This is a genomic window from Neorhizobium sp. SHOUNA12A, assembly GCF_023006505.1.
GTDB lineage: Bacteria > Pseudomonadota > Alphaproteobacteria > Rhizobiales > Rhizobiaceae > Neorhizobium.
The window spans coordinates 1-25,025 of the sequence record NZ_JALBGV010000036.1 but is presented as its reverse complement, the minus strand read 5'-3'; the positions used below and the strand labels follow the sequence as shown (position 1 = coordinate 25,025).

Annotated in this window: 21 protein-coding genes, 2 tRNA genes and 2 rRNA genes; 12 read left to right on the top strand and 13 right to left on the bottom strand. The window is 59.7% G+C overall.

Annotated elements, in window-relative coordinates; all coding sequences use genetic code 11:
* The first annotated feature begins 6 nt into the window (after positions 1-6).
* Together hpt and MOV63_RS17190 are read left to right on the top strand one after the other, a co-directional pair.
* Positions 7-549 carry a hypoxanthine phosphoribosyltransferase gene (gene hpt, locus MOV63_RS17195; RefSeq protein ID WP_247035170.1) on the top strand — a complete coding sequence of 181 codons (543 nt, stop codon included), beginning with the start codon at positions 7-9 and terminating at the stop codon, positions 547-549.
* A 129-nt stretch (positions 550-678) separates the two neighbouring features.
* Positions 679-1,056, top strand: a complete 378-nt coding sequence (locus MOV63_RS17190) for a response regulator (protein ID WP_247035161.1) — start codon at positions 679-681, stop codon at positions 1,054-1,056.
* Positions 1,057-1,080: 24 nt separating this feature from the next.
* On the opposite strand, the gene MOV63_RS17185 is transcribed toward MOV63_RS17190, so the two are convergent.
* The 4 genes from MOV63_RS17185 to argH all read right to left on the bottom strand — a co-directional run bounded on the left by MOV63_RS17185 (position 1,081) and on the right by argH (position 6,938).
* Positions 1,081-3,804, bottom strand: coding sequence for a TIGR02302 family protein (locus tag MOV63_RS17185; protein WP_247035159.1), 2,724 nt, complete (start codon positions 3,802-3,804; stop codon positions 1,081-1,083).
* 135 nt (positions 3,805-3,939) lie between these two features.
* A complete protein-coding gene (gene lysA / locus MOV63_RS17180; RefSeq protein ID WP_247035157.1) occupies positions 3,940-5,208 on the bottom strand; it encodes a diaminopimelate decarboxylase in 1,269 nt (422 codons plus the stop codon).
* 16 nt (positions 5,209-5,224) lie between these two features.
* Positions 5,225-5,431 carry an LPS translocon maturation chaperone LptM gene (locus MOV63_RS17175; RefSeq protein WP_247035155.1) on the bottom strand — a complete coding sequence of 69 codons (207 nt, stop codon included), beginning with the start codon at positions 5,429-5,431 and terminating at the stop codon, positions 5,225-5,227.
* A 103-nt stretch (positions 5,432-5,534) separates the two neighbouring features.
* A complete protein-coding gene (gene argH, locus MOV63_RS17170) occupies positions 5,535-6,938 on the bottom strand; it encodes an argininosuccinate lyase (protein WP_038546309.1) in 1,404 nt (467 codons plus the stop codon).
* 23 nt (positions 6,939-6,961) lie between these two features.
* Here argH and tlpA point away from each other — a divergent pair, with 23 nt between their 5' ends.
* Positions 6,962-7,630, top strand: coding sequence for a thiol:disulfide interchange protein TlpA (gene tlpA, locus MOV63_RS17165; RefSeq protein WP_038546307.1), 669 nt, complete (start codon positions 6,962-6,964; stop codon positions 7,628-7,630).
* Between the two features lie 329 nt (positions 7,631-7,959).
* Here tlpA and MOV63_RS17160 read toward each other — a convergent pair whose 3' ends face one another.
* Positions 7,960-8,841 carry a 3-hydroxybutyryl-CoA dehydrogenase gene (locus MOV63_RS17160; protein ID WP_247035153.1) on the bottom strand — a complete coding sequence of 294 codons (882 nt, stop codon included), beginning with the start codon at positions 8,839-8,841 and terminating at the stop codon, positions 7,960-7,962.
* On the opposite strand from MOV63_RS17160, the gene MOV63_RS17155 reads away from it, so the two are divergent.
* Positions 8,776-8,979, top strand: a complete 204-nt coding sequence (locus MOV63_RS17155) for a hypothetical protein (protein ID WP_191969694.1) — start codon at positions 8,776-8,778, stop codon at positions 8,977-8,979. The two genes, MOV63_RS17160 and MOV63_RS17155, sit on opposite strands and share 66 nt — an antisense overlap.
* 8 nt (positions 8,980-8,987) lie before the next feature.
* On the opposite strand, the gene MOV63_RS17150 is transcribed toward MOV63_RS17155, so the two are convergent.
* The 6 genes from MOV63_RS17150 to MOV63_RS17125 form a co-directional block, all read right to left on the bottom strand.
* Complete coding sequence (locus MOV63_RS17150; protein ID WP_247035151.1) at positions 8,988-9,917, bottom strand: electron transfer flavoprotein subunit alpha/FixB family protein; 930 nt, start codon at positions 9,915-9,917, stop codon at positions 8,988-8,990.
* A gap of 19 nt (positions 9,918-9,936) precedes the next feature.
* Positions 9,937-10,683 carry an electron transfer flavoprotein subunit beta/FixA family protein gene (locus MOV63_RS17145; RefSeq protein ID WP_105431195.1) on the bottom strand — a complete coding sequence of 249 codons (747 nt, stop codon included), beginning with the start codon at positions 10,681-10,683 and terminating at the stop codon, positions 9,937-9,939.
* Between the two features lie 139 nt (positions 10,684-10,822).
* Positions 10,823-11,569 (bottom strand): rhomboid family intramembrane serine protease, encoded by a 747-nt coding sequence (locus MOV63_RS17140; RefSeq protein WP_247035150.1) that lies wholly within the window; start codon positions 11,567-11,569, stop codon positions 10,823-10,825.
* A gap of 24 nt (positions 11,570-11,593) precedes the next feature.
* Positions 11,594-12,166, bottom strand: coding sequence for a cob(I)yrinic acid a,c-diamide adenosyltransferase (locus MOV63_RS17135; protein WP_247035148.1), 573 nt, complete (start codon positions 12,164-12,166; stop codon positions 11,594-11,596).
* Positions 12,167-12,181: 15 nt separating this feature from the next.
* Entirely contained in the window at positions 12,182-12,385 is a 204-nt protein-coding gene (locus MOV63_RS17130; protein WP_038590614.1) for a twin transmembrane helix small protein, read from the bottom strand.
* A gap of 17 nt (positions 12,386-12,402) precedes the next feature.
* Complete coding sequence (locus MOV63_RS17125; RefSeq protein ID WP_247035138.1) at positions 12,403-13,236, bottom strand: SDR family oxidoreductase; 834 nt, start codon at positions 13,234-13,236, stop codon at positions 12,403-12,405.
* 70 nt (positions 13,237-13,306) lie between these two features.
* Here MOV63_RS17125 and MOV63_RS17120 point away from each other — a divergent pair, with 70 nt between their 5' ends.
* A complete protein-coding gene (locus MOV63_RS17120; protein WP_051899853.1) occupies positions 13,307-14,287 on the top strand; it encodes a YhjD/YihY/BrkB family envelope integrity protein in 981 nt (326 codons plus the stop codon).
* Here the strand turns inward: MOV63_RS17120 and gluQRS are convergent.
* Entirely contained in the window at positions 14,216-15,112 is an 897-nt protein-coding gene (gluQRS, locus tag MOV63_RS17115) for a tRNA glutamyl-Q(34) synthetase GluQRS (RefSeq protein ID WP_247035136.1), read from the bottom strand. The two genes, MOV63_RS17120 and gluQRS, sit on opposite strands and share 72 nt — an antisense overlap.
* A gap of 18 nt (positions 15,113-15,130) precedes the next feature.
* Between gluQRS and MOV63_RS17110 the strand changes: the two genes are divergently transcribed.
* Together MOV63_RS17110 and MOV63_RS17105 are read left to right on the top strand one after the other, a co-directional pair.
* A complete protein-coding gene (locus MOV63_RS17110) occupies positions 15,131-15,802 on the top strand; it encodes a DNA-3-methyladenine glycosylase (RefSeq protein ID WP_157885186.1) in 672 nt (223 codons plus the stop codon).
* A gap of 101 nt (positions 15,803-15,903) precedes the next feature.
* Positions 15,904-16,461 (top strand): HNH endonuclease, encoded by a 558-nt coding sequence (locus MOV63_RS17105; protein WP_007767848.1) that lies wholly within the window; start codon positions 15,904-15,906, stop codon positions 16,459-16,461.
* Positions 16,462-16,582: 121 nt separating this feature from the next.
* On the opposite strand, the gene MOV63_RS17100 is transcribed toward MOV63_RS17105, so the two are convergent.
* Entirely contained in the window at positions 16,583-18,523 is a 1,941-nt protein-coding gene (locus MOV63_RS17100; RefSeq protein WP_247035134.1) for a M23 family metallopeptidase, read from the bottom strand.
* Positions 18,524-19,276: 753 nt separating this feature from the next.
* Between MOV63_RS17100 and MOV63_RS17095 the strand changes: the two genes are divergently transcribed.
* From MOV63_RS17095 to MOV63_RS17075, 5 genes are all read left to right on the top strand, one after another.
* Positions 19,277-20,759 (top strand): 16S ribosomal RNA (locus tag MOV63_RS17095).
* Between the two features lie 221 nt (positions 20,760-20,980).
* Positions 20,981-21,057 (top strand) — tRNA-Ile (locus MOV63_RS17090).
* A 126-nt stretch (positions 21,058-21,183) separates the two neighbouring features.
* A tRNA-Ala gene (locus MOV63_RS17085) sits at positions 21,184-21,259 on the top strand.
* A 597-nt stretch (positions 21,260-21,856) separates the two neighbouring features.
* Positions 21,857-24,798 (top strand): 23S ribosomal RNA (locus MOV63_RS17080).
* Together the 16S and 23S rRNA genes with 2 tRNA genes alongside form the textbook arrangement of a ribosomal RNA operon.
* A gap of 5 nt (positions 24,799-24,803) precedes the next feature.
* A partial coding sequence (locus MOV63_RS17075; protein WP_247035132.1) for a hypothetical protein occupies positions 24,804-25,025 on the top strand: 222 nt, incomplete at its 3' end.

Genomic DNA, 25,025 nt, shown 5'->3' with positions numbered 1-25,025 from the left:
AACCTCATGCCCGTCGTACGCGGCAAAATCATCGAGCCGCTTTACACCGCCGAACAGATCGCCGAGCGCAACCATGCGATCGCTGCGCAGATCGCCACCGGTCCGACCAAGGACCTGCTGGTCATTGCTATCCTCAAGGGCTCGTTCGTCTTCGCCGCCGATCTGTTGCGGGCGCTGCATGATGTGGGTCTTGCGCCGGAAGTCGAGTTCGTCACGCTGTCGAGCTACGGCGCCGGAACCGTTTCGCAAGGGGTGCGGATCGTCAAGGACATCGACAGCGACGTGAAGGATCGCGACGTGTTGTTGATCGACGATATCCTCGAATCCGGCCGTACGCTGAAATTCGCCAAGGAAATGCTCTATGAGCGTGGCGCCCGCAATGTTTCCGTCGCCGTGCTGCTCGACAAACGCGTCAAGCGCCAGGAGGATCTGGAAGCGGATTACGTCGGTTTCGAATGCCCGGACTATTTCGTCGTCGGTTACGGTATGGATGTCGCCTATGCCTTTCGCGAGCTGCCTTTCGTCGGTGTCGTGACCGGAGACGCCTGACCGATTTGCCTGACTTGGCGAGACGAGATGTTAACCATGTCGCCCCGCAATAGGCCGGCGTTTACTCCTCGACAAGAAAACTCTGTTGATTTGCTCCCACATAAACAAAACACGGGAGCGATCACCGCAATGGCAAAAATCCTGATTACCGAGGACGAAGATTCGCTTCGCATGTTCGTTGCGCGGGCGCTTCGTCTCGATGGTCATGAGACCCATGAAGCGGGTGACGGCGCGGAAGGCCTCGAAAAGCTCAGCGAGGGAACCTTCGATCTGCTGCTCTCCGACATCCGCATGCCGGTCATGGACGGCATCGAACTCGTGCATCAGGCTTCCGCAAAATTCCCCGACCTGAAGATCCTGCTGATGACCGGTTATGCCGAGCAGCGGGAACGTGCCGACGATCTTGTGGCCAAGGTGATCGACGTGGTGCAGAAGCCGTTTGCGCTTCCCGATATCCGCCGTGCCGTCGCCTCGGCGCTGGCAGCCGCAAACTCCCGCGCCGCCTGATAAATCTTTAGGGCCGGCTTCAAGTCAGCGAATATCCAGAAGCCGTTCCAGGTATTGCCGCTCCGCTTCGCCGGAAAGAGCATTGCCGAGCTTTTCGCGGATCGCTTCGAGGATTTGGCGGGCGCGCTGGACATCGATTTCATCAGGCACTTTCACCTGATCGCCGAAATCCGGGCCTGACGTGGCACGCGGGCGCCCAAGCGGGTCGCGGCCGTTCTGGCCGCCTTGCGAGGTCATGTTTTCGCCCGGGCCGCCACGATCCTGGCCTTGGCCCTGGCCCTGCTGTTGCATGGCCTGCATCATCTGCTGCATCATGTTCTGGGCGCCTTGGCGAAGTGCGTTGAGCGCGTTGCCCTGGCCCTGCACGGCCTGCTCGCCCTGGCCATCGCCCAGCGCCTTGCCGGCATTGCCCATCTCGTTCTGCGCCTTGCCGAAACCTTCGCCGGGTTGCATGCCGAGACCCTTCAGCGCCTGCTGCAGCTCTTCCAGCTTCTTGCCAAGGCCTTCCTGCTGGGCGCGGAGGTTCTTCAGTGCTTCACGCAGCTGCTCGGCGGTCATCTGGTCGGTGTTCTGCTGACCCTGTTGGCCCTGTTGACCTTGCTGCTGTTGACCCTGCTGCTGCTGTTGTTGGCCTTCCTGGCCGGGCCGCTCACTCGGGTCGCCGCGCTGCATGCGGTCGCGGAGCGCCTGGTCCAGCTTGAAGGTCTGGTCCATCAGACGCTGCTGTTCCTGCATGATTTCGCCGAGCTTGTCGATCTGCTGGCGCATCTGGCCATTCTGTTGCTGCTGCCCCTGCTGGCCCCGCTGCGGCCGACCGGCCTGCAGGTTGTTCATCATCCGCTGCAATTCGTTGAGCATCTGCTGGGCGGCGTCGCGATTGCCGGACCGGGCGAGGTTTTCGATCTGGTCCATCATGTTCTGCAGGTCGCGCTGGCGGATGACATTCTGGGACTGCATGTTGTTGGGCGCCTGCGGAGCGTTCTGCATCCGCTGCGCAAGCTCGTTCATGAACTGCTGCATAGCTTCGCGCAGCTCCTGCATCAGCCGGGCGACCTCCTGGTCGGATGCCTTGTTCTGCAGCGCTTCGGCAAGGTTGCGCTGCGCGTCGCGCAGGCGGCGTTCGGCCTGGGACAGGTCACCATCCTCGATGCCGAGCGCAATTTCCCAGAGATATTCGGCCGTATCCTTCAGCTGTTCCTCGTTGCGGGCGAGCTTCATGCGCTCGAGCGCCGACCTGATCAGCAGGAAGTGGCTGAGGTTGGGAATGGTCTCGTCGGGACGGATCGCCAGCGCTTCGTTGAGCTCGATGGCGCGGGGCATCTGGCGGGTATCGAGCGCGAAGACCTGGCGCTCTTCGGCGACGGCCGCCGCCAGCGGTTCGGAGAAGCCGCGCGAGGGCAGCACCATTTCATGGGTCGGGCTGCGGCCGGTCTGGCCGGCGCCATCCTTGGCGATCAGGGTGATCTTGACGCGCTTGCCGGCGAGCGGATGCTCGATCAGGCTTCGGCTCGTCAGGCTCTTGACCTCGCGGCTGTTCTGCCGCGGCAGGTCGAGCCGGTAGTCCGGCAGCGGATAAAGTGGGGTCGCGCCCGGAGCCGGCTTGTCGACCGGTTCGATCAGAGCATGAGCTTCGCGGATGCCGTAATCGTCCTTGCCGGTGAAGCCGATTTCCAGCGCGCCGTTGACGGAACGTTTCGGCTGTCCGTCGAAAGCGATTTCCGGCGGCCGGTCCGGGATCACGTCAAAGGCCCAGGTTTGGCCATTGACGGTCAGGCTGCCGCTTTCGGCGACGTTGAGCGCATAGGTGCGGGGCGGCCGCTGCTGGTTAGGCTGCTGTTGCGATGCGGCCGGTTGAGCCGATGTCTGTGGGGCCGGTGCCTGCTGCGCTTGCTGACCGGTGGCCTGCTTTTGCTGCTGCGCGGCGTCCTCGGCGGCCTTCTTGGCTTCCTCGGTGATCAGCGTCGATGATTGTCCTCCAGCCTTCGGGGCAAAGACGACGGCCTCGCCGCCTTCGCCGCCGGTGACGCGCACCGTCAGGGCCGAATTCTGCGGAATGGAGACGGCGGCGACGGTCGTGGTCGCCTCGCGACCGGTCAGGAAGACCGGCGCACGGCCGGTATAGGAGGGCGGCGTCAGCCAGGCGTCGATGCGCAGGTCCGGATTGATGCTCGGCGCCGGCGGTGCGGGTCGGAAGGCATCGGCGGGAGAACCGCCGCCGTTCGAGAAGGAATAACCGAGCGCGACGACGAAGACGAGAGCAGGAATGGCGCGCAGCGCGAATCGGTCGTGCCGGGCGATATCGGGCTGCGGCAGGCCGGCATCGAGCGCTGCGATACGCTCGGCCATGCGGATCTGATGTTCTTTCCACAGGGCACGGGAGAAGGGCGTTTCGAAAGCCGGCTGGTCGTCCTGCACGCCGACCGGCTGGTGGGGCAGGTTGTTGCGGACTTCCAGAAGCCGGTCGGCATCAGCCACCGCCGGCCAACGCAGGCGGCTTAACGGCAGCAGAGCATAGACGAAGGCAAAGGCGAAGCCGCCGACCAGGACCCAGCGCACCCAGTCCGGCGCGATCCGGAAAATCCCGAACCAGGCCACCGACAGGAAAAGCGCCGCAATCCCGAGGGGTGCGAGCAGCAGCGGCAAAATCCGTTCGAAAAACAACACGATCCGTGCGAAGGACCGTTTCAGTGCGACGCGACGCGCAAGCACGGGATGCAATTCGAAGGCACCTTTGCGGATGAAGCTCATGCGATCCGTCTCCAGTCGTGGCGGCGCAAATCAAGCTTCCAAGATAACGATGTTTGTGGCGAAGACGAGGGCAGGGGGCAATCCGCCCCCATATTTTCCAAGCTTTCCCGTAAAAGTGAACGGCGCGTTAAATGTTCACGCAAGCCATGCGGGCACGGAGTCGAGGCCGATGAGTTCTTCGTAGCTGCCGCGCGGCCGCACCACATGGAACTCCGATCCCTTCACCAGAACCTCCGGCACCAGCAGCCGGGTGTTGTATGTTCCTGCCTGCACGGCGCCATAAGCGCCGGCTGAGGAGACGGCGATCAGGTCGCCGGGCTTGGGTTCCGCCATCTCGCGGTCAAGCGCCAGATAGTCGCCGGTTTCGCAGACCGGACCGACGACGTCGCCCTTGATGCGTGGCGCATCGGCGGCGGGCACGACGACCGGACGGATCATGTGGTAGGCGTCATAGAGCGTCGGACGGATCAGGTCGTTCATCGCTCCGTCGACGATTACGAAGGACTTTTCGCCGCCGTCCTTCACGTAGATGACTTCGGTGACCAGGATGCCGGCATTGCCGACGATCAGCCGGCCGGGCTCGGTGACGATCTTGCACTCCAGCGACCGCAGTTGGCGCTTCACCGTTTCCGCATAGGCATCGGGAAGCGGCGGAGGGTTGTTGTCCTCGCGATAGGGAATGCCAAGGCCGCCGCCGATATCGACGTGGTCGATGCGGTGGCCGTCGGTGCGAAGCGTCTCGACCAGTTCGCGCAACAGCCGGAAAGCGTGATCGAAGGGCTGCAGTTCGGTTATCTGGCTGCCGATATGCATGTCGATGCCGGTGACGTCGATGCCGCCAAGCGTCGCTGCGTGTGCGTAAACTGCGCGGGCGCGCTCGTAAGCGATGCCGAACTTGTTTTCCTTCTTGCCGGTCGAGATCTTGGCATGGGTGCCGGCATCGACATCCGGGTTGATGCGGAAGGAGACATGCGCCCGCTTTCCAGCTTTCAGAGCGCGCAGGTTCAGAACTTCCAGCTCAGGCTCGGATTCGACGTTGAAACAGTAGATGCCGGCTTGCAGCGCCAGATCCATTTCCTGCACCGTCTTGCCGACGCCGGAAAACATGATGCGGTTTGCCGGAATACCGGCTGCAAGCGCGCGACGCAGCTCTCCGCCGGAGACGACATCGACGCCGGCGCCGAGCCGACCGAGCGTCTTCAGCACCGCCTGGTTGGAATTCGCCTTCATGGCATAACAGACCATCGCGTCCACATCGGAGAACGCCTTGGCGAAAACCTTGTAGTGACGTTCCAGGGTGGCCGTCGAATAGACGTAGAAGGGGGTTCCGACCGCCTTGGCGATTTCCGGGATCGGCACGTTCTCGGCGTGGAGCACGCCGTCGATGTAATGAAAATGATTCACGGTAAAACTCGGAAAATTACAGGAGCGGGTCGAGCAGGAAAGGCCGGTCGGCAACCGGCTCGGCTTTCTGTTTATCCGGTTTGCCGCTCTTGCGGATGTTCTGCTGCTCCACCGGCGTGCTCGGGCGGTCGAGGCTGCCTTTGCGGCCGCAGCCGACGACAACGATGCCAGCGAGGCTCAGCACAAAGGCGATGCGGGCGATTTTTACCAGGGACTTCGACATTCTATTCCTTCTCCGGCACGGCTGCGGAACTTTCATAGCGAAGTTCCGCGCGCTTGTGCAGTCACTATCCGGCATCACTTCTCAGCGTTCGTTCCGGCTGACGTCAATTCCGACCGCGCCACCAGGCGATCTGTTTGCGCACTTCAGCAGGTGCGGTGCCGCCGAAACTGGTGCGACTGGCGACCGAGGCGTCGACGGAGAGGACGTTGAAGACCTTGTCGGTGATATCAGGATTGATCGACTGCAGTTCTTCCAGCGACAGTTCGGAGAGGTCGCATCCCTTCTCTTCGGCAAGTGCCACGGCGCGGCCGGTCACATGATGGGCGTCGCGGAAGGGAAGGCCGACTTCACGCACCAGCCAGTCGGCAAGGTCCGTCGCAGTCGAATAACCGGCGCCCGCTGCGGCGCGCATCTTGTCGGCACGGATCGTCATGTCGCGCATCATGCCGGTCATCGCGGCGATCGCCAGTTCCAGGTTCTCGGCGCAATCGAAGACCTGTTCCTTGTCTTCCTGCATGTCCTTGGAATAGGCGAGCGGCAGGCCCTTCATGACGGTCAGCAGCGCCACCAGCGAACCGTTGATGCGGCCGGTCTTGGCACGCACCAGTTCGGCGGCATCCGGGTTCTTCTTCTGCGGCATGATCGATGAGCCGGTCGAGAAGGCATCCGACAGGCGCACGAAGCCGAATTGCGGCGTCGACCAGATGACGATCTCTTCGGCGAGGCGCGACAGGTGAACGGCGCAGATCGCCGCGACCGACAAAAATTCAAGCGCGAAATCGCGGTCGGACACGGTATCGATCGAATTGCGGGTCGGCTCGCGGAAACCGAGGGCCTTGGCCGTCATGTGGCGGTCGATCGGATAGGGCGTGCCGGCGAGTGCGGCGGCGCCGATCGGGCTTTCGTCGAGATGGTCGATCGCGTGGCGCACGCGGGCGCGGTCACGGCCGAACATTTCCACATAGGCCATGCAGTGATGGCCGAAGGTGACCGGCTGGGCGGTCTGGAGATGGGTGAAGCCGGGCATGACCGTGTCGGCGTGTTCCTCGGCGCGGTCGAGAAAGGCTGCTATCAGGCGGGTCAGCATCGCTTCCGTCTTGACGAGCTCTTCCTTGACCCAGAGGCGGAAGTCGAGCGCCACCTGGTCGTTGCGCGAGCGGGCGGTGTGTAGGCGTCCGGCGGCGGGGCCGATCAGCACTGCCAGCCGCGCCTCGATGTTCATGTGGATGTCTTCGAGCTGCCTAGAAAATTCGAACTTGCCGGTTTCGATCTCTGACATGATTGTGTTCAGGCCGGAGACGATCTTGTCTTTATCTTCGCCCGAAATAATGCCCTTTTCCGCGAGCATCGTCGCATGCGCTATTGAGCCGCGGATATCCTGAGCGAACAGCTTCTTGTCGAAACCGATCGAGGCATTTATCTCCTCCATGATCGCGTCCGGCCCTGAAGCGAAGCGTCCGCCCCACATCTGGTTGGAGGATACTGCGTCCTTCGTGCCGTCAGCCATGATGTCTAGTCCTGGAGTAATTGATGACGACCAAAAGACCTTTCGGCCTTCCGTCCGCCAGATTGATCGTGATTGCCGCCGTTGCGGGAATACTTGCCGGTGCCGTGGCGGTATACGTGACGAATGTGGGGTCTGGCAATGGCGAGACCGGGCTCTCCGCCCAATCCTCCGGCGCCTGCGCGGGCGCTGTCGAGACGGTGAAGTCGGTTTCGCAATTCTCCAAGGGCCAGGTCGCCGCCATGGTTGCCGCCCAGCCGCCGAGGCCGCTCGACCTCGCCTTCAAGGGACCGGACGGCCGGGACCTCAAGACCGCCGATTTCGCCGGCAAGACCGTGTTGCTCAATCTCTGGGCCACCTGGTGCGGCCCGTGCCGGGAAGAGATGCCGGCGCTGAATGCGCTGCAGAAGGGCATGGGGGCTAAGGACTTCGAGGTCGTGGCGGTCAATATCGATACCGGCAGCGACGAAAAGCCCAAGGCTTTCCTCGCCGAATACGGCGTCGATACGCTCGGTTATTATCGCGACAGTTCGATGGGCGTCTTCAATTCGTTGAAGAAGGAAGGCCTCGCCTTCGGCCTGCCGGTAACCTTGGTGATGGACAAGAAGGGCTGCCTGATCTCGGCGATGAACGGGCCGGCCGCCTGGGACAGCCCGGATGCCAAGGCGCTGATCACGGCGGCGAAGGGGTTGTAACCCGGACAATTTTCGCGGATGGACGACGGCAGGTATTTCGTTATTCTGCTTTTGGTTGTGATGACGAAAGCAGACGCGCACTGCCGTGCTCCTCGGAGAGGATAGGCCGCTTCGACCCGGCGAGGGCCTCGTCATTCAACCGGAGGAGTGATCTATGTGGTCCAGGCCATTTAGCATCACGGTCACCATACGGAAAACCCGCACGAACTGGCAAGTAACCGTGCGGGTGTTATTCCGGAGGTGATCTAGAGGGGCGGGCGAAAGCTCGCCTCTCACTCCCTCACTATAGTTCGGAATGGCATACCTGACAAGGCAATGGCTCGCATCGCCTACCGCGTCGGTACCGGCACTTCGCCGCGATAATCGTAGAATCCGCGGCCGGCTTTGCGGCCCAGCCAGCCGGCTTCGACATATTTTACCAGAAGCGGGCAGGGGCGGTATTTGCTGTCCGCCAAGCCGTCGTGCAGGACCTGCATGATCGACAGGCAGGTATCGAGGCCGATGAAATCGGCGAGCTGCAGCGGGCCCATCGGATGATTGGCGCCAAGCTTCATGGCGGTGTCGATCGCCTCGACCGAGCCGACGCCTTCATAAAGCGTGTAGATCGCTTCGTTGATCATCGGCAGCAGGATGCGGTTGACGATGAAGGCCGGAAAATCCTCGGCGACCGTCGCAGTCTTTTCAAGCGCGACGACGTAGTCCTTGGCGGCACGGAAGGTCGGCTCGTCGGTGGCGATGCCGCGCACCAGCTCCACGAGCTTCATCACCGGCACCGGATTCATGAAATGTATACCCATGAAGCGCTCCGGACGGTCGGTGGCGGAAGCGAGGCGGGTAATGGAAAGCGACGAGGTGTTGGTTGCTAGCAGCGCTTCGGGTTTGAGCACCGGACAGACTTGCGCGTAGATCTTGCGCTTGACGCTTTCGTCTTCCGTCGCGGCCTCGATCACCAGGTCCATCGGCGCGAGATCGTTGAGGTCTGAAGAGCCGGAAATCAGCGCAAGGGCCGCTTTCCGCTCGTCATCGCCGAGTTTGCCGTTGGAGACCTGGCGGGCAAGATTGCCGTTGATGGTTGCGAGCGCTGCTTCGATCCGGTCCTTGGACACATCGTACATCTGCACCTTGTATCCGGCGAGAGCCGAAACATGCGCAATACCGCAGCCCATCTGGCCTGCTCCGATGATGCCGATGCTTTTTATGACCAAACCCATGGTTTCGCTCCCTGGGCGTTTACGCCATCTCAAGCGTACGCCGATTTCATAGAAATGCCGGACTGCATGTATGCAGTCCGGCAGATTGTTATTCTGCTGCTTGTCGTTTTGCCAGCATTTTTCGCGCTTGCGAAATGAACAAAGGCTCAAAGCGCCTTTTCGAGCTGGGGCAGGATTTCGAAAAGATCGCCAACGATGCCGTAGTCGGCGACCTGGAAGATCGGGGCTTCCTCGTCCTTGTTGATGGCGACGATGACCTTCGAATCCTTCATGCCGGCGAGATGCTGGATGGCACCGGAAATGCCGACGGCGATATAGAGCGCCGGTGCGACCACCTTACCGGTCTGGCCGACCTGCCAGTCGTTGGGGGCGTAACCCGCGTCGACCGCGGCACGCGATGCGCCGACGGCTGCACCGAGCTTATCGGCGACCGGCAGGATGACTTCCTTGAACTTTTCCGACGAGCCGAGCGCACGACCGCCGGAGATGATGATTTTGGCAGACGTCAGTTCCGGACGTTCGGAAGACGAAAGAGCATCCGAGACGAAGCTCGAAACGCCTGGGTTGGCTGCAGCCGAAATGTTTTCGACCGAGGCGGAACCGCCGTCGCCAGCCGCCTGAAAGGAGGCGGTGCGCACCGTGATGACCTTCTTGGCGTCGGTCGACTGGACGGTCTGGATAGCGTTGCCGGCATAGATCGGCCGCTTGAACGTGTCGGCCGAAACGACCTCGACGATCTCCGAGACCTGCATGACGTCGAGCAGGGCTGCGACGCGCGGCATGACGTTCTTGGCGGATGCCGTCGCAGCGGCGATGATCGTGTCGTAGGAACCGGCCAGCGAAACGATCAGAGCCGAAAGCGGTTCTGCGAGGTTGTTGGCGTAGTCGGCGCTGTCAGCGAGCAGGACCTTGGAAACGCCGGCAAGCTTTGCAGCGGCATCGGCAGCGGCTTTGGCGCCGGAACCGGCGACCAGCACGTGCACCTCGCCGCCGATCTTGGAGGCGGCCGAGAGCGCCTTGGCGGTCTGGTCGTTGAGGCTCGCATTGTCGTGTTCTGCCAGAAGAAGAATGGCCATGTTGATGTTCTCCCTTTCCTTACAGAACGCCGGCGGTCTTCAAGGCGCCAACCAGTTCCTCGACCGTCTTCACCTTGATGCCCGCCTTGCGGCCGCCCGGTTCTTCCGTCTTCAGGACCTTGAGCCGCGGCGCGGTGTCGACGCCGAAATCTGACGGAGTCTTCTTGTCGAGCGGCTTCTTCTTGGCCTTCATGATGTTCGGCAGTGAAGCGTAACGCGGTTCGTTGAGGCGAAGGTCGGTGGTAACGACGGCCGGAAGCTTGACTTCGATCGTCTGCAGGCCGCCATCGACTTCGCGGGTCACCTTGGCGGAACCGTCGGCCAGCTCGATCTTCGAGGCGAAGGTCGCCTGGGCGGAGCCGAGCAGGGCTGCCAGCATCTGGCCGGTCTGGTTCGAATCGTCATCGATCGCCTGTTTGCCGACAATGATCAGGCCCGGCTGTTCGGCATCGACGATGCCTTTCAGGATCTTGGCCACGGCAAGCGGCTCGACCAGGTCGTCGGTCTCGACCAGGATCGCCCGGTCGGCGCCCATGGCGAGCGCCGTGCGCAGGGTCTCTTCGGCCTTGGCCGGGCCGATCGACACGACCACCACTTCTTCGGCCTTGCCAGCTTCCTTCAGACGCAGAGCCTCCTCGACGGAGATTTCGTCGAAGGGATTCATCGACATCTTCACATTGGCGAGCTCGACACCCGTACCGTCCGGCTTTACCCGAATCTTGACGTTGTAATCGACCACGCGCTTCACTGGCACCAGGATCTTCATGGGGTCCTTCCTTGACTATCTCCAGCCGCAAATTGCGACATTTGCTGCTTCCTCATTTGTCAGTTGGCGACATGGATACGCATTTTTCGCGCGATTACAACGCGGATTTGCCTCCAGGCATTGCCGTTTTCTCATAGTTCTATTCGGTTGCCGCGGCGATCTGCGGAGCGCCAGGTTTTCGCTCGACGGCTTTCGGGGTGACGATGTTGCGGTCGAACAGCGGCACGCCTTTGCGGCGCATGAACAGCACGAGGATGGCGCCGGCAATGATGCCGCCCACATGCGCACCCCAGGAGACCATGCCATCGAGATCGAGCGCCAGCATGGCGAACTGCTGAACGATCCAGAGCGCCAACGGAATGAAGGCCGGCAACGGCAGCGGGATACGGAAGAGAACCAGCACCCAGACCCGCACGCGCGGATGCAGCAGGAAATAGGCCGCAACCACGCCGGAGATCGCCCCGGATGCGCCGATCAGCGGCCCTTCCGAACTCGATGCCACGAAACCGTGGAGAGCGGCGCCCGCCGCTGCGCAGACGAGATAGAAGGCGAGGAATTTCACATGCCCCAGTGCATCCTCGACATTGTCGCCGAACACCCAGAGGAACAGCATGTTCGAGGCGAGATGCCAGAAATCCATGTGCAGAAAGGCATAGGTGACGAAGGTCAGATCGTCCGGCACGATCACCAGCGACGGATCGAGCGTCGCGTAATTGAAGATCACCGCTGGAATGAAGCCGAGCCCGAGCGAGGCGTGTTCGGCCACTTCAGGCGCGGAAAAATTGGTGAACAGCCATATCAGCACGTTGATGGCGATGATGCTGATCGTGACATATTGCACGCGGATGTACTTGAGTTCGACGGCGTCGTGCAGCGGGATGAACATGCTGTGGCTCCTGCGCCGTTGCGGTTACCGGTTCTTGCCAGGAACCCAGAGTATATCGGCTTTGCCTCCGTCATTGGCAAAACGCGCCGCAACGAACAGAAAATCGGAAAGCCGGTTGATATATTTCAGCGCCGCGACGCCGACGGTTTCGCTTCGGGACAGCTCGACCATCAGCCGTTCCGCACGGCGCGACACGGTGCGGGCAAGATGAAGATGAGCGGCGGCGGGGGATCCTCCCGGCAGCACGAAGGAGGTCAACGGGTCGAGATGGGCGTTCAGCGCATCGATCTCCGTTTCCAGCCGCGTCGCCTGGGCTTCGACGATCCGAAGCGGTTCGTAGTCCAGCTTCTCGCCGGTATCCGGCGTGGCAAGATCGGCACCGAGGTCGAAGAGGTCGTTCTGGATTCGGAAGAGCATGGCATCGAGTTCGGCCATGTCTGACGTGTGCAGGCGCGCCAGCCCGATCGTCGAATTCGTCTCGTCGACCGTGCCATAGGCCTCGACGCGCAGGTCATGCTTGTCGCGGCGTGCACCCGAGACCAGCGCGGTGGTGCCGTTATCGCCGGTGCGCGTGTAGATCTTGTTGAGCTTTACCATCCGCCATCATCAGAATCAGGTCGGGCGACCGCCGCCCGTAATCCAGAGAGTGAGCATGATGAGGACGATTGCAACTGCCTGCAAGAGAATACGCAGTTGCATCAGCTTGTTGGATTTGTTGGGATCGGTGCCCTTGACCATGTTGAACAGCCCGCGGATCAGGACGAGCACGACGAGGCCCATGACGATCAGGGCAAGGACGGTGGTAAAAGTGGACATTGTCGGATTGCTGCCTTTCAATCCAGCCGGCGCATCAATTTATAGAAGAGCGCGGCCGGGAGTATTCTTTTCAGGAAAGCGCCCTGTTTGGCGGGCGTTGTTACCAGATAATGTGGCCTCGGACGAGGTGCGGTCAAGGCATGCGTCAAGACGTCATAGACGGCTTCGGGCCCAAGTTTATGGCGGTTGGCCTGCCCCCCGCCCTCGAGGCGCCTGAGCTGCCGCCGATACTGCTCCGCATGGACCGAACCTTCGAGGTCGACATGCTCGCGGATCTTGGCGAGCGCGTTGGCGGTGAAGCGAGAGGTGATCGGTCCGGGCTCGATGAGGCTTACTCCGATGCCGCTGCCTTCGAGTTCCATGCGCATGGTCACCGTCAGCCCTTCGAGGGCGTATTTCGAGGCTGTGTAGGCGCCGCGATAACGATAGGGCAGCAGGCCCAGTATCGACGAACAGTTGACGATCCGGCCATAACCCTGAGCCCGCATGACCGGGATGACCCGCCGCGTCAGCTCGTGCCAACCGAAGAAATTGGTCTCGAACTGCTCGCGCAGCACATCGGTCGCCAAATCCTCCACCGCACCCGCCTGACCGTAGGCGCCGTTGTTGAATAGCGCATCGAGTCGTCCGCCGGTGCGCTCGAGCACTGTTGCGACCAGGGCGGCGATCGTATCCGGCTTGGTGTAATCCATCAAAAGGGCTTCGATGCCGCCCGCCTCGAGGGTTGCGAGATCGGCTTGCCTGCGCACCGTTGCAAAGACCCGCCAGCCATCGGCCTTCAGGGCACGCGCGCAATGGGCGCCGATGCCGGAGGAACAGCCGGTAACGATGATCGTTCTATTTTCGGCCATTCGGTGAGGCTCCCTGTACAATCGAAAGAGTTCCTCCCATATTTCCCACCACGTCACAACGGAGTTGCAATTGCCCGAAGAAAACCGCCCCGTCCGGTGGTATCGCCTCGCCTTCAGGGTGCTTTGGGACGCCTATTGGCATTTCTCGGATGACGATGGCTGGGCGATGGCGAGCCATGTCGCGCTTTCCGGCCTTCTGGCGCTGTTTCCGTTCCTGATCTTCGGCACGGCGCTTGCGGGCTTTCTGGGGGCTGGCGACTTCTCGCAGACGACTGTCCACCTGCTCTTCGATACTTGGCCGGCGGATATCGCGCAGCCCATCGCCTCCGAGCTGCAGCGGGTCCTCGAAATCCCGCGCGGCGGCCTTTTGACGATCTCGGTGCTGGCGGCTGCCTATTTCGCCTCGAATGGCGTCGAAGCCCTGCGCATTTCGCTCAACCGAGCCTATCGCGTCACGGAGACCCGGCCCTGGTACGTGACGCGGCTGGCGAGCCTCGGTTATGTCGTTATCCTGGTGGTGATCTTTGCGGTCCTCAGCATTCTGTTGCTTGCCGTTCCCGTGGCGCTGCGTTTTGCCGAGACCCGCTTTTATTTTCCGTGGCTGATCAGCGACCTCACGACGGCGGCAAACTGGGGGCTCTACGGCACCGCCCTATTATTGCTGATCGGCCTGCTCGCTTCCCACAAGTGGCTGCCGGCCGGCCACCGCCGGCTGATCGACATCATTCCCGGCGTGACGTTGACGATCGTCGTCTGGACGTGTTTCGGGCTCGGCTTTGCCGCCTATCTGTCGACCTTCGCCAATTATACCGCCACCTATGCCGGTCTGGCGTCGATCATGATCGTGCTGATCTTCCTTTATATGGTAGGCGTCATCTTCATGCTCGGCGCCGAGTTCAATGCCGCACTGATGAAATACAAGATCTATTCGGTCTTCTCGCGCCGCCGGAAGGCGCATCGCGAGCGGGAGAAAATCCGCTCAGAGGCCGACGAGGCGGCGAATATCGCCGCCCGAGAGGCCTTGGTCGCGAAGCGCCGCGAGCCCGGTTGAGCCCTCGCTTTTCGACAGCTTCCTGCCATCCGGGCCCATGATCAGCCGGTGGTGACGATAGGCCGGCTGCGGCAGTTCCAGCAGCTCCTGCAGCAGGCGGTGCACGGCCGTCGCTTCGAAGAGATCGAGCCCGCGCACAACATGGGTGATGCCCTGCGCCGCATCGTCCACCGTCACCGACAGATGGTAGCTCGACGGCGCATCCGAACGGGACAGGACCACATCGCCCCAGACCGACGGATCGGCGGGGATCTCGCCGCGCGCTCCGTCGCCGCTCTCCGTCCAGTTCAGCGGCGCTTTGATGAGGCCAAGTGCCTTTCCCACGTTGAGGCGAAAGGCATGCCGGACACCCTCCGCGATCAGCCTTCGCCGCTCGGTCTCGCTGCGATATCTGTCGTGGTCGGGATAAAGCGGCGAACCATCCGGATCGCGCGGCCAGCTCTTCCCGTCCGCCTCGTAGGCAGCGACCCTGGCTTTTACCTCGCCGCGGGTCAGGAAGGCCGGATAGACGAGATCCATCTCGGTCAATCGGTCGAGCGCCGCATGGTAGGCGTCGAAATGTTCGGATTGCCGCCGCACCGGCTCTCCCCATCGAAGCCCCAGCCAGGCGAGATCACGATAGATCGCCTGCTCGAACTCCGGCGTGCAGCGCGCTAGATCGATATCCTCGATGCGCAGCAGGAAATAGCCGCCCATTGCTTCCGCCATGTCGTAGTTGAGCAGCGCCGACAGCGCATGGCCGAGATGCAGAAATCCGTTCGGGCTTGGCGCGAAACGATAGACCGGTTTATCTGGAGGCGGAGCGGGCATGATTTCTTCTGCCATGCTTTTTGAAAAACGGCCATGGGGAGGCAACCAGTGGGGAGGCAGGCGGTGGCGATCATCCGCGATCATTCCGACATTCAGGCGGGGCTCGAGGCGTTGGTGACGCTCGATCCAAGGCTTGCTGATATCGTCGAGGCTTCCGGCCCGGTGCCGCTCAGGCTGAACGAGCCGGGCTTTTCCGGCCTTGCGTCGATCGTCGTATCGCAGATGGTGTCGAGGGCGAGTGCCGAGGCGATCTGGCGGAGGATAACGGCGGCCGGCCCGGTTACCGCCGAAGGGTATCGGGCCTTGGATCCCACTATCATCGCCACGTTCGGCCTCTCACGGGCAAAGGCGGCGACGCTTCATCATTTGTCCACGGCAATTTCGGAAGGGCATTTCGATCTCGCTTCCGTTTGCGCGCTGGAAACGGACGAGGCGATCCGGCAGATGACCACGCTGCCGGGAATCGGTCCGTGGACGGCGGAGGTCTACCTGATGTTCTGTGGCGGACATGCGGATATTTTCCCGGCCGGCGACGTGGCGCTGCAGGCTGCGGTCGCCCACGCATTCGGGCTCGAAACGCGGCCGTCCGCCAAAAATCTGGCGGTGATGGCTAAAGCCTGGGGGCCGTGGAGGTCCGTCGCCGCGCGGCTTTTCTGGGCCTATTACGCGGCAAAAATGCGTCGGGATGTCACACCTTTGGCCTGAAGCCGCGTCCGAGTATCCCACTGCATTTATTGGGCTTCACAATCCTGTAACAACGGACCTAATATAGAATATACAGATGCCGAATCGGGTAGGAGCGTCATTTGACGATTGCAGTCTCCCCGCAGGCCCTGCCGGCGCTCGTCCTGAACGCTGACTACCGGCCGCTGAGTTATTATCCCTTGTCGCTTTGGTCCTGGCAGGACGCGATCAAGGCGGTTTTTCTTGACCGTGTGAACATCATCGCGGAATACGATCACTCGGTCTGCTCGCCGAGCTTCTCGATGAAGCTGCCGAGCGTCGTCAGCCTCAAGACCTATGTCCAGCCGACCCGCAATCCGGCGTTCACCCGATTCAACGTCTTCCTGCGCGACCGGTTCGAGTGCCAGTATTGCGGAGAACACGACGACCTGACCTTCGACCACGTCATCCCGCGCGCTCATGGCGGCGAGACCACCTGGGAGAATGTCGTGGCCGCCTGTTCACCCTGCAATCTGAGGAAAGGCAGCAAGCTGCCGAAGCAGGCCGCCATGTTCCCGCACCAGAAGCCCTACCAGCCGACGGTGCAGGACCTGCATAACAACGGTCGGCTGTTCCCGCCGAACTATCTGCACGAAAGCTGGATGGACTATCTCTACTGGGATACGGAACTGCAGCCGTAAGACGGAGCGGATCGAGCCGGTATTAGACGGGATGAAGGTCGATCCGGGGCAGCCTGCGCGAGAAATCGACCTGATCAGTGAGGGCGTGCTGCGTTTTGAAGTTCAGCGGGTGGCAAATTCGCTACCGGCTGGCGACTTCGTCGGGCGACTGGGTGTTGAGCAGCGTATCGATCCGCTTGCGTTCTTCTTCGAACCGGGCGAGCGCCTTGCCATTCAGCGAATTGCCGCCGGGCAGGCGGACTTTCATCGCATCGACCTTGGTACCGTTGACGATCAATTCGTAATGAAGGTGGGTGCCGGTCGACTGGCCGGTGGAGCCGACGTAACCGATGACCTGGCCCTGGGTGATCTTGGCGCCTTCGCGAACCCCCGGCGCGATCGCGCTCTGGTGATTATAGGAGGAGACATAGCCATTGGCGTGGCGGATGAGGGTCTGGTTGCCGTAGCCGCCGGAGTCCCAGCCGGCCTTTTCGACGACGCCGTTGCCGGTAGCGATGATCGGCGTGCCGCGCGGGGCTGCCCAGTCGGTGCCGGTATGCATGAGGGCTTTCCCGAGAATCGGATGGCCGCGCATGCCGAAACCGGAGGTCATGCGGCCGTTCGGAAGCGGGTTGCGCAGCAGGAATTGGCGGATGCTCTTGCCGTCCTCGTCGAAATAATCGACCGAATTGTCGTCCGAATTCTGAAAGCGGTAGAAACGGCTCGTTGTGTCGCCAAAGCGAGCGTTGACGTAAAGCAGTTCGGAATCCTTGTTGGCCTGACCCTTTTCGTCGGCGACCGAGAAGAAGGCCTCGATCTTGTCCGTCGGCTTTAGCTGGGCCTGCAGGTCGACGTTGCTGGCAAGCAATTTCACCAGCGTCCCCGTCATTTCCTTGCTCATGCCGTAGGAAAGGGCTGCCCGGTAGATGCCGTCGTAGACGCGCGGCAGTTCGCGGCCGGCGACGACCTGTGCGGGCTGTTCGCTGAAGGCCGAGGCGACCGCGTCCAACATCGGCGGCTCCTGGCCATCCACGAAGCGGCCGTGGTCGTCGAGGGCGACCGTTACCCGGTGATCGCCGCGCCGGTAGAGGCTGGCGCGCACGACCAGAACCATGTCGCCTTCCTGAATAACCCCGATGCGCAGCACGTCGCCGACGGAAAGATTGGCTTCGCCGAGGCGGGATTGCAGGTAGCCGGAAATTTCCCGCGCCTTGCCTTCCGGATAACCGACCTCGGCCATCGCCTGGCTGACCGTTTCGGCCTTGCGCACCGGAATGATGTCGTCGGCATATTCGCGGGTATGGGAGTTGATCGCCTCAGGTGTTGAAACCGAGATGTTTTCCTCGACGACGCGGGCCGAAAGGCCGGCGGTGATATCGAGACCGCCGCCGTCATCCTTTGAGGAGAAGCGCTGCGGGTCGACATAATAGAGAGCCGAAAGCTGGCCACCGCCGTCGGTGAGCACCGAGCCGTTGGAACGGACGTTCTCCTCGACCTCCTCCAGCGTCATCGCCGGCGCGAAGGCATACATGCTGCCCTTAATGGGGAAGGCCACGGTCTGGAGACTGACCTCGGATTCGACGTTCGACCCGTAGATGACGCCGGCGCGCGCTGCAGGCGGCGGCGGGGTCTCGCTTGAGGAGAAGATCGTCATCGGATCGAAGTTCGGGTAATCTTCCTGCGCCACGTGGTTTGCGGCAAGGTTCATCTTCACATGCGCGAACGGCTTGCGGCGGACGACTTCCTTATTGCCCTCGTGCACGACCGTCGAGACTTCCATCACCTTCCGGTCGGTCGGCATGGCAACGATATTGCCGCCGAGCAACCGCTTGCCGCGTGACGCTGCATCAGCATCGTTTGTCGGGATGGCGGCGGAGGCTTCGGCGGGGATGGCAAGCTGCTGCCGGCCGTCGAGGGCGGCAAACAAAGCAACGCCCATCAGAATGGAAGAGGTAATGCCGGTCAGGAAGGTGCCGGACAGCCAACGCAACGAAATCTCACGTCGATCCGGAGCGCGACGGCCGTCGGCGAGGATCGGCGGTTCGTTGCCGAGCGAGCGGATCATGCTGCGGGCCGTCATCATGCCAATTAAAGCCAGTCCCTGATACTCGTTATTGCCGTAGGCAGCTTTTATACTGCCTGCGGGACCTTGGGCCAAACATGTGCCCCTTTCAACATAGAGAGTCAAATCGGCGACGGTGCAAACGCGTACATTCGCCTGACATGCGCTTTTCGATTCCCTACTGGCCCTGTCGTAACCATGAGATTGTGAATTTGTCGGGGCGGTTTTGGGGCGAGGGCCGAAAGGGCGCTGTTTATACCTGCTTCAGGGGGTCAAAAGTTGCCGGAAAACGGAAATTCGAAGAGTTTTTCCGAAATTCATCTTTTAAATCATTAGGTTGGCATTTTTCTCAAGATTTCTGAATCAATGCTGTTGACTTCAAACTGGGGTCGGCACTATAACCCGCTCACTGAACGAGGGCGGCGGCGCTGCTGGCGACGACGACTTTCGTTCTACAGAAATCACTGATTGATTGGCGCATGCTGGTTGGGACCGAGTTTCGGTTTGGTCTCTTGGGGTGTTGCTGTTTCGAGAAGTTTTGACGGTTTGGCCCTTGGGTTTTGAAGCGTCGGTTATTTGACAATTGAAGATGAGAAGAAAGAGAAACGTGGTCGGCGGTTTTCGCGGATTAGGGTTTAGGCCTTGATCTATGGAAGACAAATGACGGTCACGTTTTGAACAAGAGAACACCTGGTTAGGTGCGCAGTGATGCGGACCTTATCATAGTGAGTTCTCGTCGATTCAGAACAAGAGTGATTAGTCGGATTGGATTCTCAACTTGAGAGTTTGATCCTGGCTCAGAACGAACGCTGGCGGCAGGCTTAACACATGCAAGTCGAGCGCTGTAGCAATACAGAGCGGCAGACGGGTGAGTAACGCGTGGGAATCTACCCATCCCTACGGAACAACTCCGGGAAACTGGAGCTAATACCGTATACGCCCTTTGGGGGAAAGATTTATCGGGGATGGATGAGCCCGCGTTGGATTAGCTAGTTGGTGGGGTAAAGGCCTACCAAGGCGACGATCCATAGCTGGTCTGAGAGGATGATCAGCCACATTGGGACTGAGACACGGCCCAAACTCCTACGGGAGGCAGCAGTGGGGAATATTGGACAATGGGCGCAAGCCTGATCCAGCCATGCCGCGTGAGTGATGAAGGTCTTAGGATTGTAAAGCTCTTTCACCGGAGAAGATAATGACGGTATCCGGAGAAGAAGCCCCGGCTAACTTCGTGCCAGCAGCCGCGGTAATACGAAGGGGGCTAGCGTTGTTCGGAATTACTGGGCGTAAAGCGCACGTAGGCGGATATTTAAGTCAGGGGTGAAATCCCAGAGCTCAACTCTGGAACTGCCTTTGATACTGGGTATCTTGAGTATGGAAGAGGTAAGTGGAATTGCGAGTGTAGAGGTGAAATTCGTAGATATTCGCAGGAACACCAGTGGCGAAGGCGGCTTACTGGTCCATTACTGACGCTGAGGTGCGAAAGCGTGGGGAGCAAACAGGATTAGATACCCTGGTAGTCCACGCCGTAAACGATGAATGTTAGCCGTCGGCAAGTTTACTTGTCGGTGGCGCAGCTAACGCATTAAACATTCCGCCTGGGGAGTACGGTCGCAAGATTAAAACTCAAAGGAATTGACGGGGGCCCGCACAAGCGGTGGAGCATGTGGTTTAATTCGAAGCAACGCGCAGAACCTTACCAGCCCTTGACATGCCCGGACAGCTACAGAGATGTAGTGTTCCCTTCGGGGACCGGGACACAGGTGCTGCATGGCTGTCGTCAGCTCGTGTCGTGAGATGTTGGGTTAAGTCCCGCAACGAGCGCAACCCTCGCCCTTAGTTGCCAGCATTCAGTTGGGCACTCTAAGGGGACTGCCGGTGATAAGCCGAGAGGAAGGTGGGGATGACGTCAAGTCCTCATGGCCCTTACGGGCTGGGCTACACACGTGCTACAATGGTGGTGACAGTGGGCAGCGAAGGAGCGATCCCGAGCTAATCTCCAAAAGCCATCTCAGTTCGGATTGCACTCTGCAACTCGAGTGCATGAAGTTGGAATCGCTAGTAATCGCGGATCAGCACGCCGCGGTGAATACGTTCCCGGGCCTTGTACACACCGCCCGTCACACCATGGGAGTTGGTTTTACCCGAAGGTAGTGCGCTAACCGCAAGGAGGCAGCTAACCACGGTAGGGTCAGCGACTGGGGTGAAGTCGTAACAAGGTAGCCGTAGGGGAACCTGCGGCTGGATCACCTCCTTTCTAAGGAAGCTGTGGAACGGTAAGACGATTGGCCTGATCTTCGGATCAACCCAATATGAACCTTCCCGTGCTTTTTAGAACAATAGATGGCACCAGTCAGGTGACCATCGAAACGCAATACGCCACGGAATGCTTTAAGCATCGGATGGTATGGCGAACCCGCCGACTACGTTTCTCTTTCTTCAAGAAGACAAAAAACCGCACGACCGGTTTGACTGAATGGGCCCGTAGCTCAGTTGGTTAGAGCACACGCTTGATAAGCGTGGGGTCGGTAGTTCGAGTCTACCCGGGCCCACCATTTGTTGAAAAGCGGATGGCTTGGCGCCGCACGGGTGGCGGACACAGTTGAATGGCGCGCGGATTATGGTGTTGATGAACGGGCTTTGTGCTGACGCTGTCGGCTGCAAGCTGTTCCCAAGTGATTGGGGCTGTAGCTCAGCTGGGAGAGCACCTGCTTTGCAAGCAGGGGGTCAGCGGTTCGATCCCGCTCAGCTCCACCATATTTTGTCCTGACGCTGTCGCGGCCTTTGGCCGCTGCGCTCCGGACGGGCCGCCGAACGATCGGCGACGGCCTTTGGCCTGTATGGGTGAACCGGTTGTTGGGTTTGCCGCCTTTGTCTTCTGAAGAAAAACAAGTTTGCACGACGCATTTGCGTCTGTGCCTGTTCTGCAAAAATCGTGAAGAGAAGATTGATCTGGAGGCTTCCAGGTATGGGTTTAGGCCCATGTCCGAAGCCGGTTCCAATGATGTCGTTGATGGCCTAGCCGGCCGGATACGAAAGAGGGGCCGGAATAGGTAGGAAGCTTGTCACTCTGGTCGGTCGTTGTTGTCATTTTGAGGGACTTGTCCTGAAGAATGGCTCTGATGACTTACTGATGGCCGTTGCCTGACCGCGCGGTCCTGGATCACATCTCGAGAAGCTGGTCTTAAAGACAGACTGCAAGCGAACTGCTCGGCGTAGTTCCATACAAGCAGATCTGTCGAACACGTCGATGGCATCATGAGAAGGGCTGGTTGTAAAAGGTAACCGGTCCGCCACGCATTGGGTCTGAAAGCCCGATGGGTGGCTATATTGATGAGCATTGGCAATGAGAACGATTAAGTGTCGTAAGGGCATTTGGTGGATGCCTTGGCATGCACAGGCGAAGAAGGACGTGATACGCTGCGATAAGCCGTGGGGAGCTGCGAATGAGCTTTGATCCATGGATCTCCGAATGGGGCAACCCACCTTAGATATCTAGAAAATCTTTCTGGTTGTCGGACCTTTGGTCCGACGTTGCGGCGAACGATCGCCGACGCGCTCTGCGCTGTATTGGGAATTCCCATGCAGGCCAGAGGCCGTCGCCGGTCGTCCGGCGCGTTCACGCAGCGCCGCACGCAAGTGCGGAACAAGCGTGAGTGAAACCTGAAAGGTTTCTAGATATCAATAATAAGGTATCTTACCTTCGAATAAAATAGGGGTAAGAAGCGAACTCGGGGAACTGAAACATCTAAGTACCCGAAGGAAAGGACATCAACCGAGACTCCGTAAGTAGTGGCGAGCGAACACGGACCAGGCCAGTGGCAATCAGGAATAAAGCCGAACGCTTTGGAAAAGGCGGCCGTAGCGGGTGATAGCCCCGTAGGCGTAGAACACTGATTGTCCTAGAGTAGGGCGGGACACGTGAAATCCTGTCTGAACATGGGGAGACCACTCTCCAAGCCTAAGTACTCGTGCATGACCGATAGCGAACAAGTACCGTGAGGGAAAGGTGAAAAGCACCCCGACAAGGGGAGTGAAATAGAACCTGAAACCGGATGCCTACAAACAGTCGGAGGGGGCAACCCTGACGGCGTACCTTTTGTATAATGGGTCAACGACTTAGTGTAACTAGCAAGCTTAAGCCGGTAGGTGTAGGCGCAGCGAAAGCGAGTCTGAACAGGGCGTTCAGTTAGTTGCATTAGACCCGAAACCGAGTGATCTAGCCATGAGCAGGTTGAAGGTTGGGTAACACCAACTGGAGGACCGAACCCGCATCTGTTGCAATAGATTGGGATGACTTGTGGCTAGGGGTGAAAGGCCAATCAAACTCGGAAATAGCTGGTTCTCCGCGAAAACTATTTAGGTAGTGCGTCGATCGAATACCCCGGGGGGTAGAGCACTGGATGGGCTATGGGGACTCACCGTCTTACTGATCCTAACCAAACTCCGAATACCCGGGAGTACTAATCGGCAGACACACGGCGGGTGCTAACGTCCGTCGTGAAAAGGGAAACAACCCTGACCTCCAGCTAAGGTCCCCAAGTCATGGCTAAGTGGGAAAGGATGTGAGGATCCCAAAACAACCAGGATGTTGGCTTAGAAGCAGCCATCATTTAAAGAAAGCGTAACAGCTCACTGGTCTAATTAAGGGTCTTTGCGCCGAAAATGTAACGGGGCTAAAGCCATGCACCGAAGCTGAGGATGTACACGCAAGTGTATGTGGTAGCGGAGCGTTCCGTAAGCCTGTGAAGGAGGACCCGTGAGGGCCTCTGGAGGTATCGGAAGTGCGAATGTTGACATGAGTAACGATAAAGAGGGTGAGAGACCCTCTCGCCGAAAGACCAAGGGTTCCTGCTTAAAGTTAATCTGAGCAGGGTTAGCCGGCCCCTAAGCCGAGGCAGAAATGCGTAGGTGATGGGAACCACGTTAATATTCGTGGGCCTGGTGGTAGTGACGGATCGCAAAAATTGTTCAACCTTATTGGATTGGTTGGGCAGTGGGGCGGTTCCAGGAAATAGCTCCACCGTATAGACCGTACCCGAAACCGACACAGGTGGTCAGGTAGAGTATACCAAGGCGCTTGAGAGAACTATGTTGAAGGAACTCGGCAAATTGCACGCGTAACTTCGGAAGAAGCGTGACCCCATTTTGGGCAACCATAATGGGGTGGCACAGACCAGGGGGTAGCGACTGTTTATCAAAAACACAGGGCTCTGCGAAGTCTAAAGACGACGTATAGGGTCTGACGCCTGCCCGGTGCTGGAAGGTTAAGAGGAGAGGTGCAAGCTTTGAATCGAAGCCCCAGTAAACGGCGGCCGTAACTATAACGGTCCTAAGGTAGCGAAATTCCTTGTCGGGTAAGTTCCGACCTGCACGAATGGCGTAACGACTTCCCCGCTGTCTCCAACATAGACTCAGTGAAATTGAATTCCCCGTGAAGATGCGGGGTTCCTGCGGTCAGACGGAAAGACCCCGTGCACCTTTACTATAGCTTTACACTGGCATTCGTGTCGGCATGTGTAGGATAGGTGGTAGGCTTTGAAGCGGGGACGCCAGTCTTCGTGGAGCCATCCTTGAAATACCACCCTTATCGTCATGGATGTCTAACCGCGGTCCGTTATCCGGATCCGGGACAGTGTATGGTGGGTAGTTTGACTGGGGCGGTCGCCTCCGAAAGAGTAACGGAGGCGCGCGATGGTGGGCTCAGACCGGTCGGAAATCGGTCGTCGAGTGCAATGGCATAAGCCCGCCTGACTGCGAGACTGACAAGTCGAGCAGAGACGAAAGTCGGTCATAGTGATCCGGTGGTCCCGCGTGGAAGGGCCATCGCTCAACGGATAAAAGGTACGCCGGGGATAACAGGCTGATGACCCCCAAGAGTCCATATCGACGGGGTTGTTTGGCACCTCGATGTCGGCTCATCGCATCCTGGGGCTGGAGCAGGTCCCAAGGGTTTGGCTGTTCGCCAATTAAAGCGGTACGTGAGCTGGGTTCAGAACGTCGTGAGACAGTTCGGTCCCTATCTGCCGTGGGTGTAGGAATATTGACAGGATCTGTCCCTAGTACGAGAGGACCGGGATGGACATATCTCTGGTGGACCTGTTGTCCTGCCAAGGGCATAGCAGGGTAGCTATATATGGAATGGATAACCGCTGAAGGCATCTAAGCGGGAAACCAACCTGAAAACGAGTATTCCCTATCAGGGCCGTGGAAGACGACCACGTTGATAGGCCGGGTGTGGACGTGCAGCAATGCATGAAGCTTACCGGTACTAATCGCCCGATTGGCTTGATCGTTCTCATTGTTCATGCTCATCAAGCTTTGCTTGATGATGCCAAAGACCTTTGTCCTGACGCTGTCGCATCCTTCGGATGCTGCGCTGCGGACGGCCCGCCAAACGATTGGCGACGGCCGCTGGCCTGTATGGGTGCCTCAAGCGCTCGTCAGGTCCGGAAAGGTTCAAAGACGTGTTCAAAGACTAAAAAATGAGGTTCGCCTCAACCAGCTTCTCACAATGTTGCGC

Bases quoted from the DNA above. Each gene is read 5' to 3' on its own strand.
- MOV63_RS17140 (WP_247035150.1), bottom strand. From the start codon at position 11,569: ATGTTCATCCCGCTGCACGACGCCGTCGAACTCAAGTACATCCGCGTG.
- hpt (WP_247035170.1), top strand. From the start codon at position 7: ATGCCCGTCGTACGCGGCAAAATCATCGAGCCGCTTTACACCGCCGAA.
- MOV63_RS17100 (WP_247035134.1), bottom strand. From the start codon at position 18,523: ATGATGACGGCCCGCAGCATGATCCGCTCGCTCGGCAACGAACCGCCG.
- MOV63_RS17125 (WP_247035138.1), bottom strand. From the start codon at position 13,236: ATGGCCGAAAATAGAACGATCATCGTTACCGGCTGTTCCTCCGGCATC.
- MOV63_RS17145 (WP_105431195.1), bottom strand. From the start codon at position 10,683: ATGAAGATCCTGGTGCCAGTGAAGCGCGTGGTCGATTACAACGTCAAG.
- MOV63_RS17110 (WP_157885186.1), top strand. From the start codon at position 15,131: ATGGGGAGGCAACCAGTGGGGAGGCAGGCGGTGGCGATCATCCGCGAT.
- MOV63_RS17185 (WP_247035159.1), bottom strand. From the start codon at position 3,804: ATGAGCTTCATCCGCAAAGGTGCCTTCGAATTGCATCCCGTGCTTGCG.
- MOV63_RS17190 (WP_247035161.1), top strand. From the start codon at position 679: ATGGCAAAAATCCTGATTACCGAGGACGAAGATTCGCTTCGCATGTTC.
- MOV63_RS17150 (WP_247035151.1), bottom strand. From the start codon at position 9,917: ATGGCCATTCTTCTTCTGGCAGAACACGACAATGCGAGCCTCAACGAC.
- argH (WP_038546309.1), bottom strand. From the start codon at position 6,938: ATGGCTGACGGCACGAAGGACGCAGTATCCTCCAACCAGATGTGGGGC.
- MOV63_RS17155 (WP_191969694.1), top strand. From the start codon at position 8,776: ATGCGCAATACCGCAGCCCATCTGGCCTGCTCCGATGATGCCGATGCT.
- tlpA (WP_038546307.1), top strand. From the start codon at position 6,962: ATGACGACCAAAAGACCTTTCGGCCTTCCGTCCGCCAGATTGATCGTG.
- MOV63_RS17160 (WP_247035153.1), bottom strand. From the start codon at position 8,841: ATGGGTTTGGTCATAAAAAGCATCGGCATCATCGGAGCAGGCCAGATG.
- MOV63_RS17175 (WP_247035155.1), bottom strand. From the start codon at position 5,431: ATGTCGAAGTCCCTGGTAAAAATCGCCCGCATCGCCTTTGTGCTGAGC.
- MOV63_RS17130 (WP_038590614.1), bottom strand. From the start codon at position 12,385: ATGTCCACTTTTACCACCGTCCTTGCCCTGATCGTCATGGGCCTCGTC.
- gluQRS (WP_247035136.1), bottom strand. From the start codon at position 15,112: ATGGCAGAAGAAATCATGCCCGCTCCGCCTCCAGATAAACCGGTCTAT.
- MOV63_RS17135 (WP_247035148.1), bottom strand. From the start codon at position 12,166: ATGGTAAAGCTCAACAAGATCTACACGCGCACCGGCGATAACGGCACC.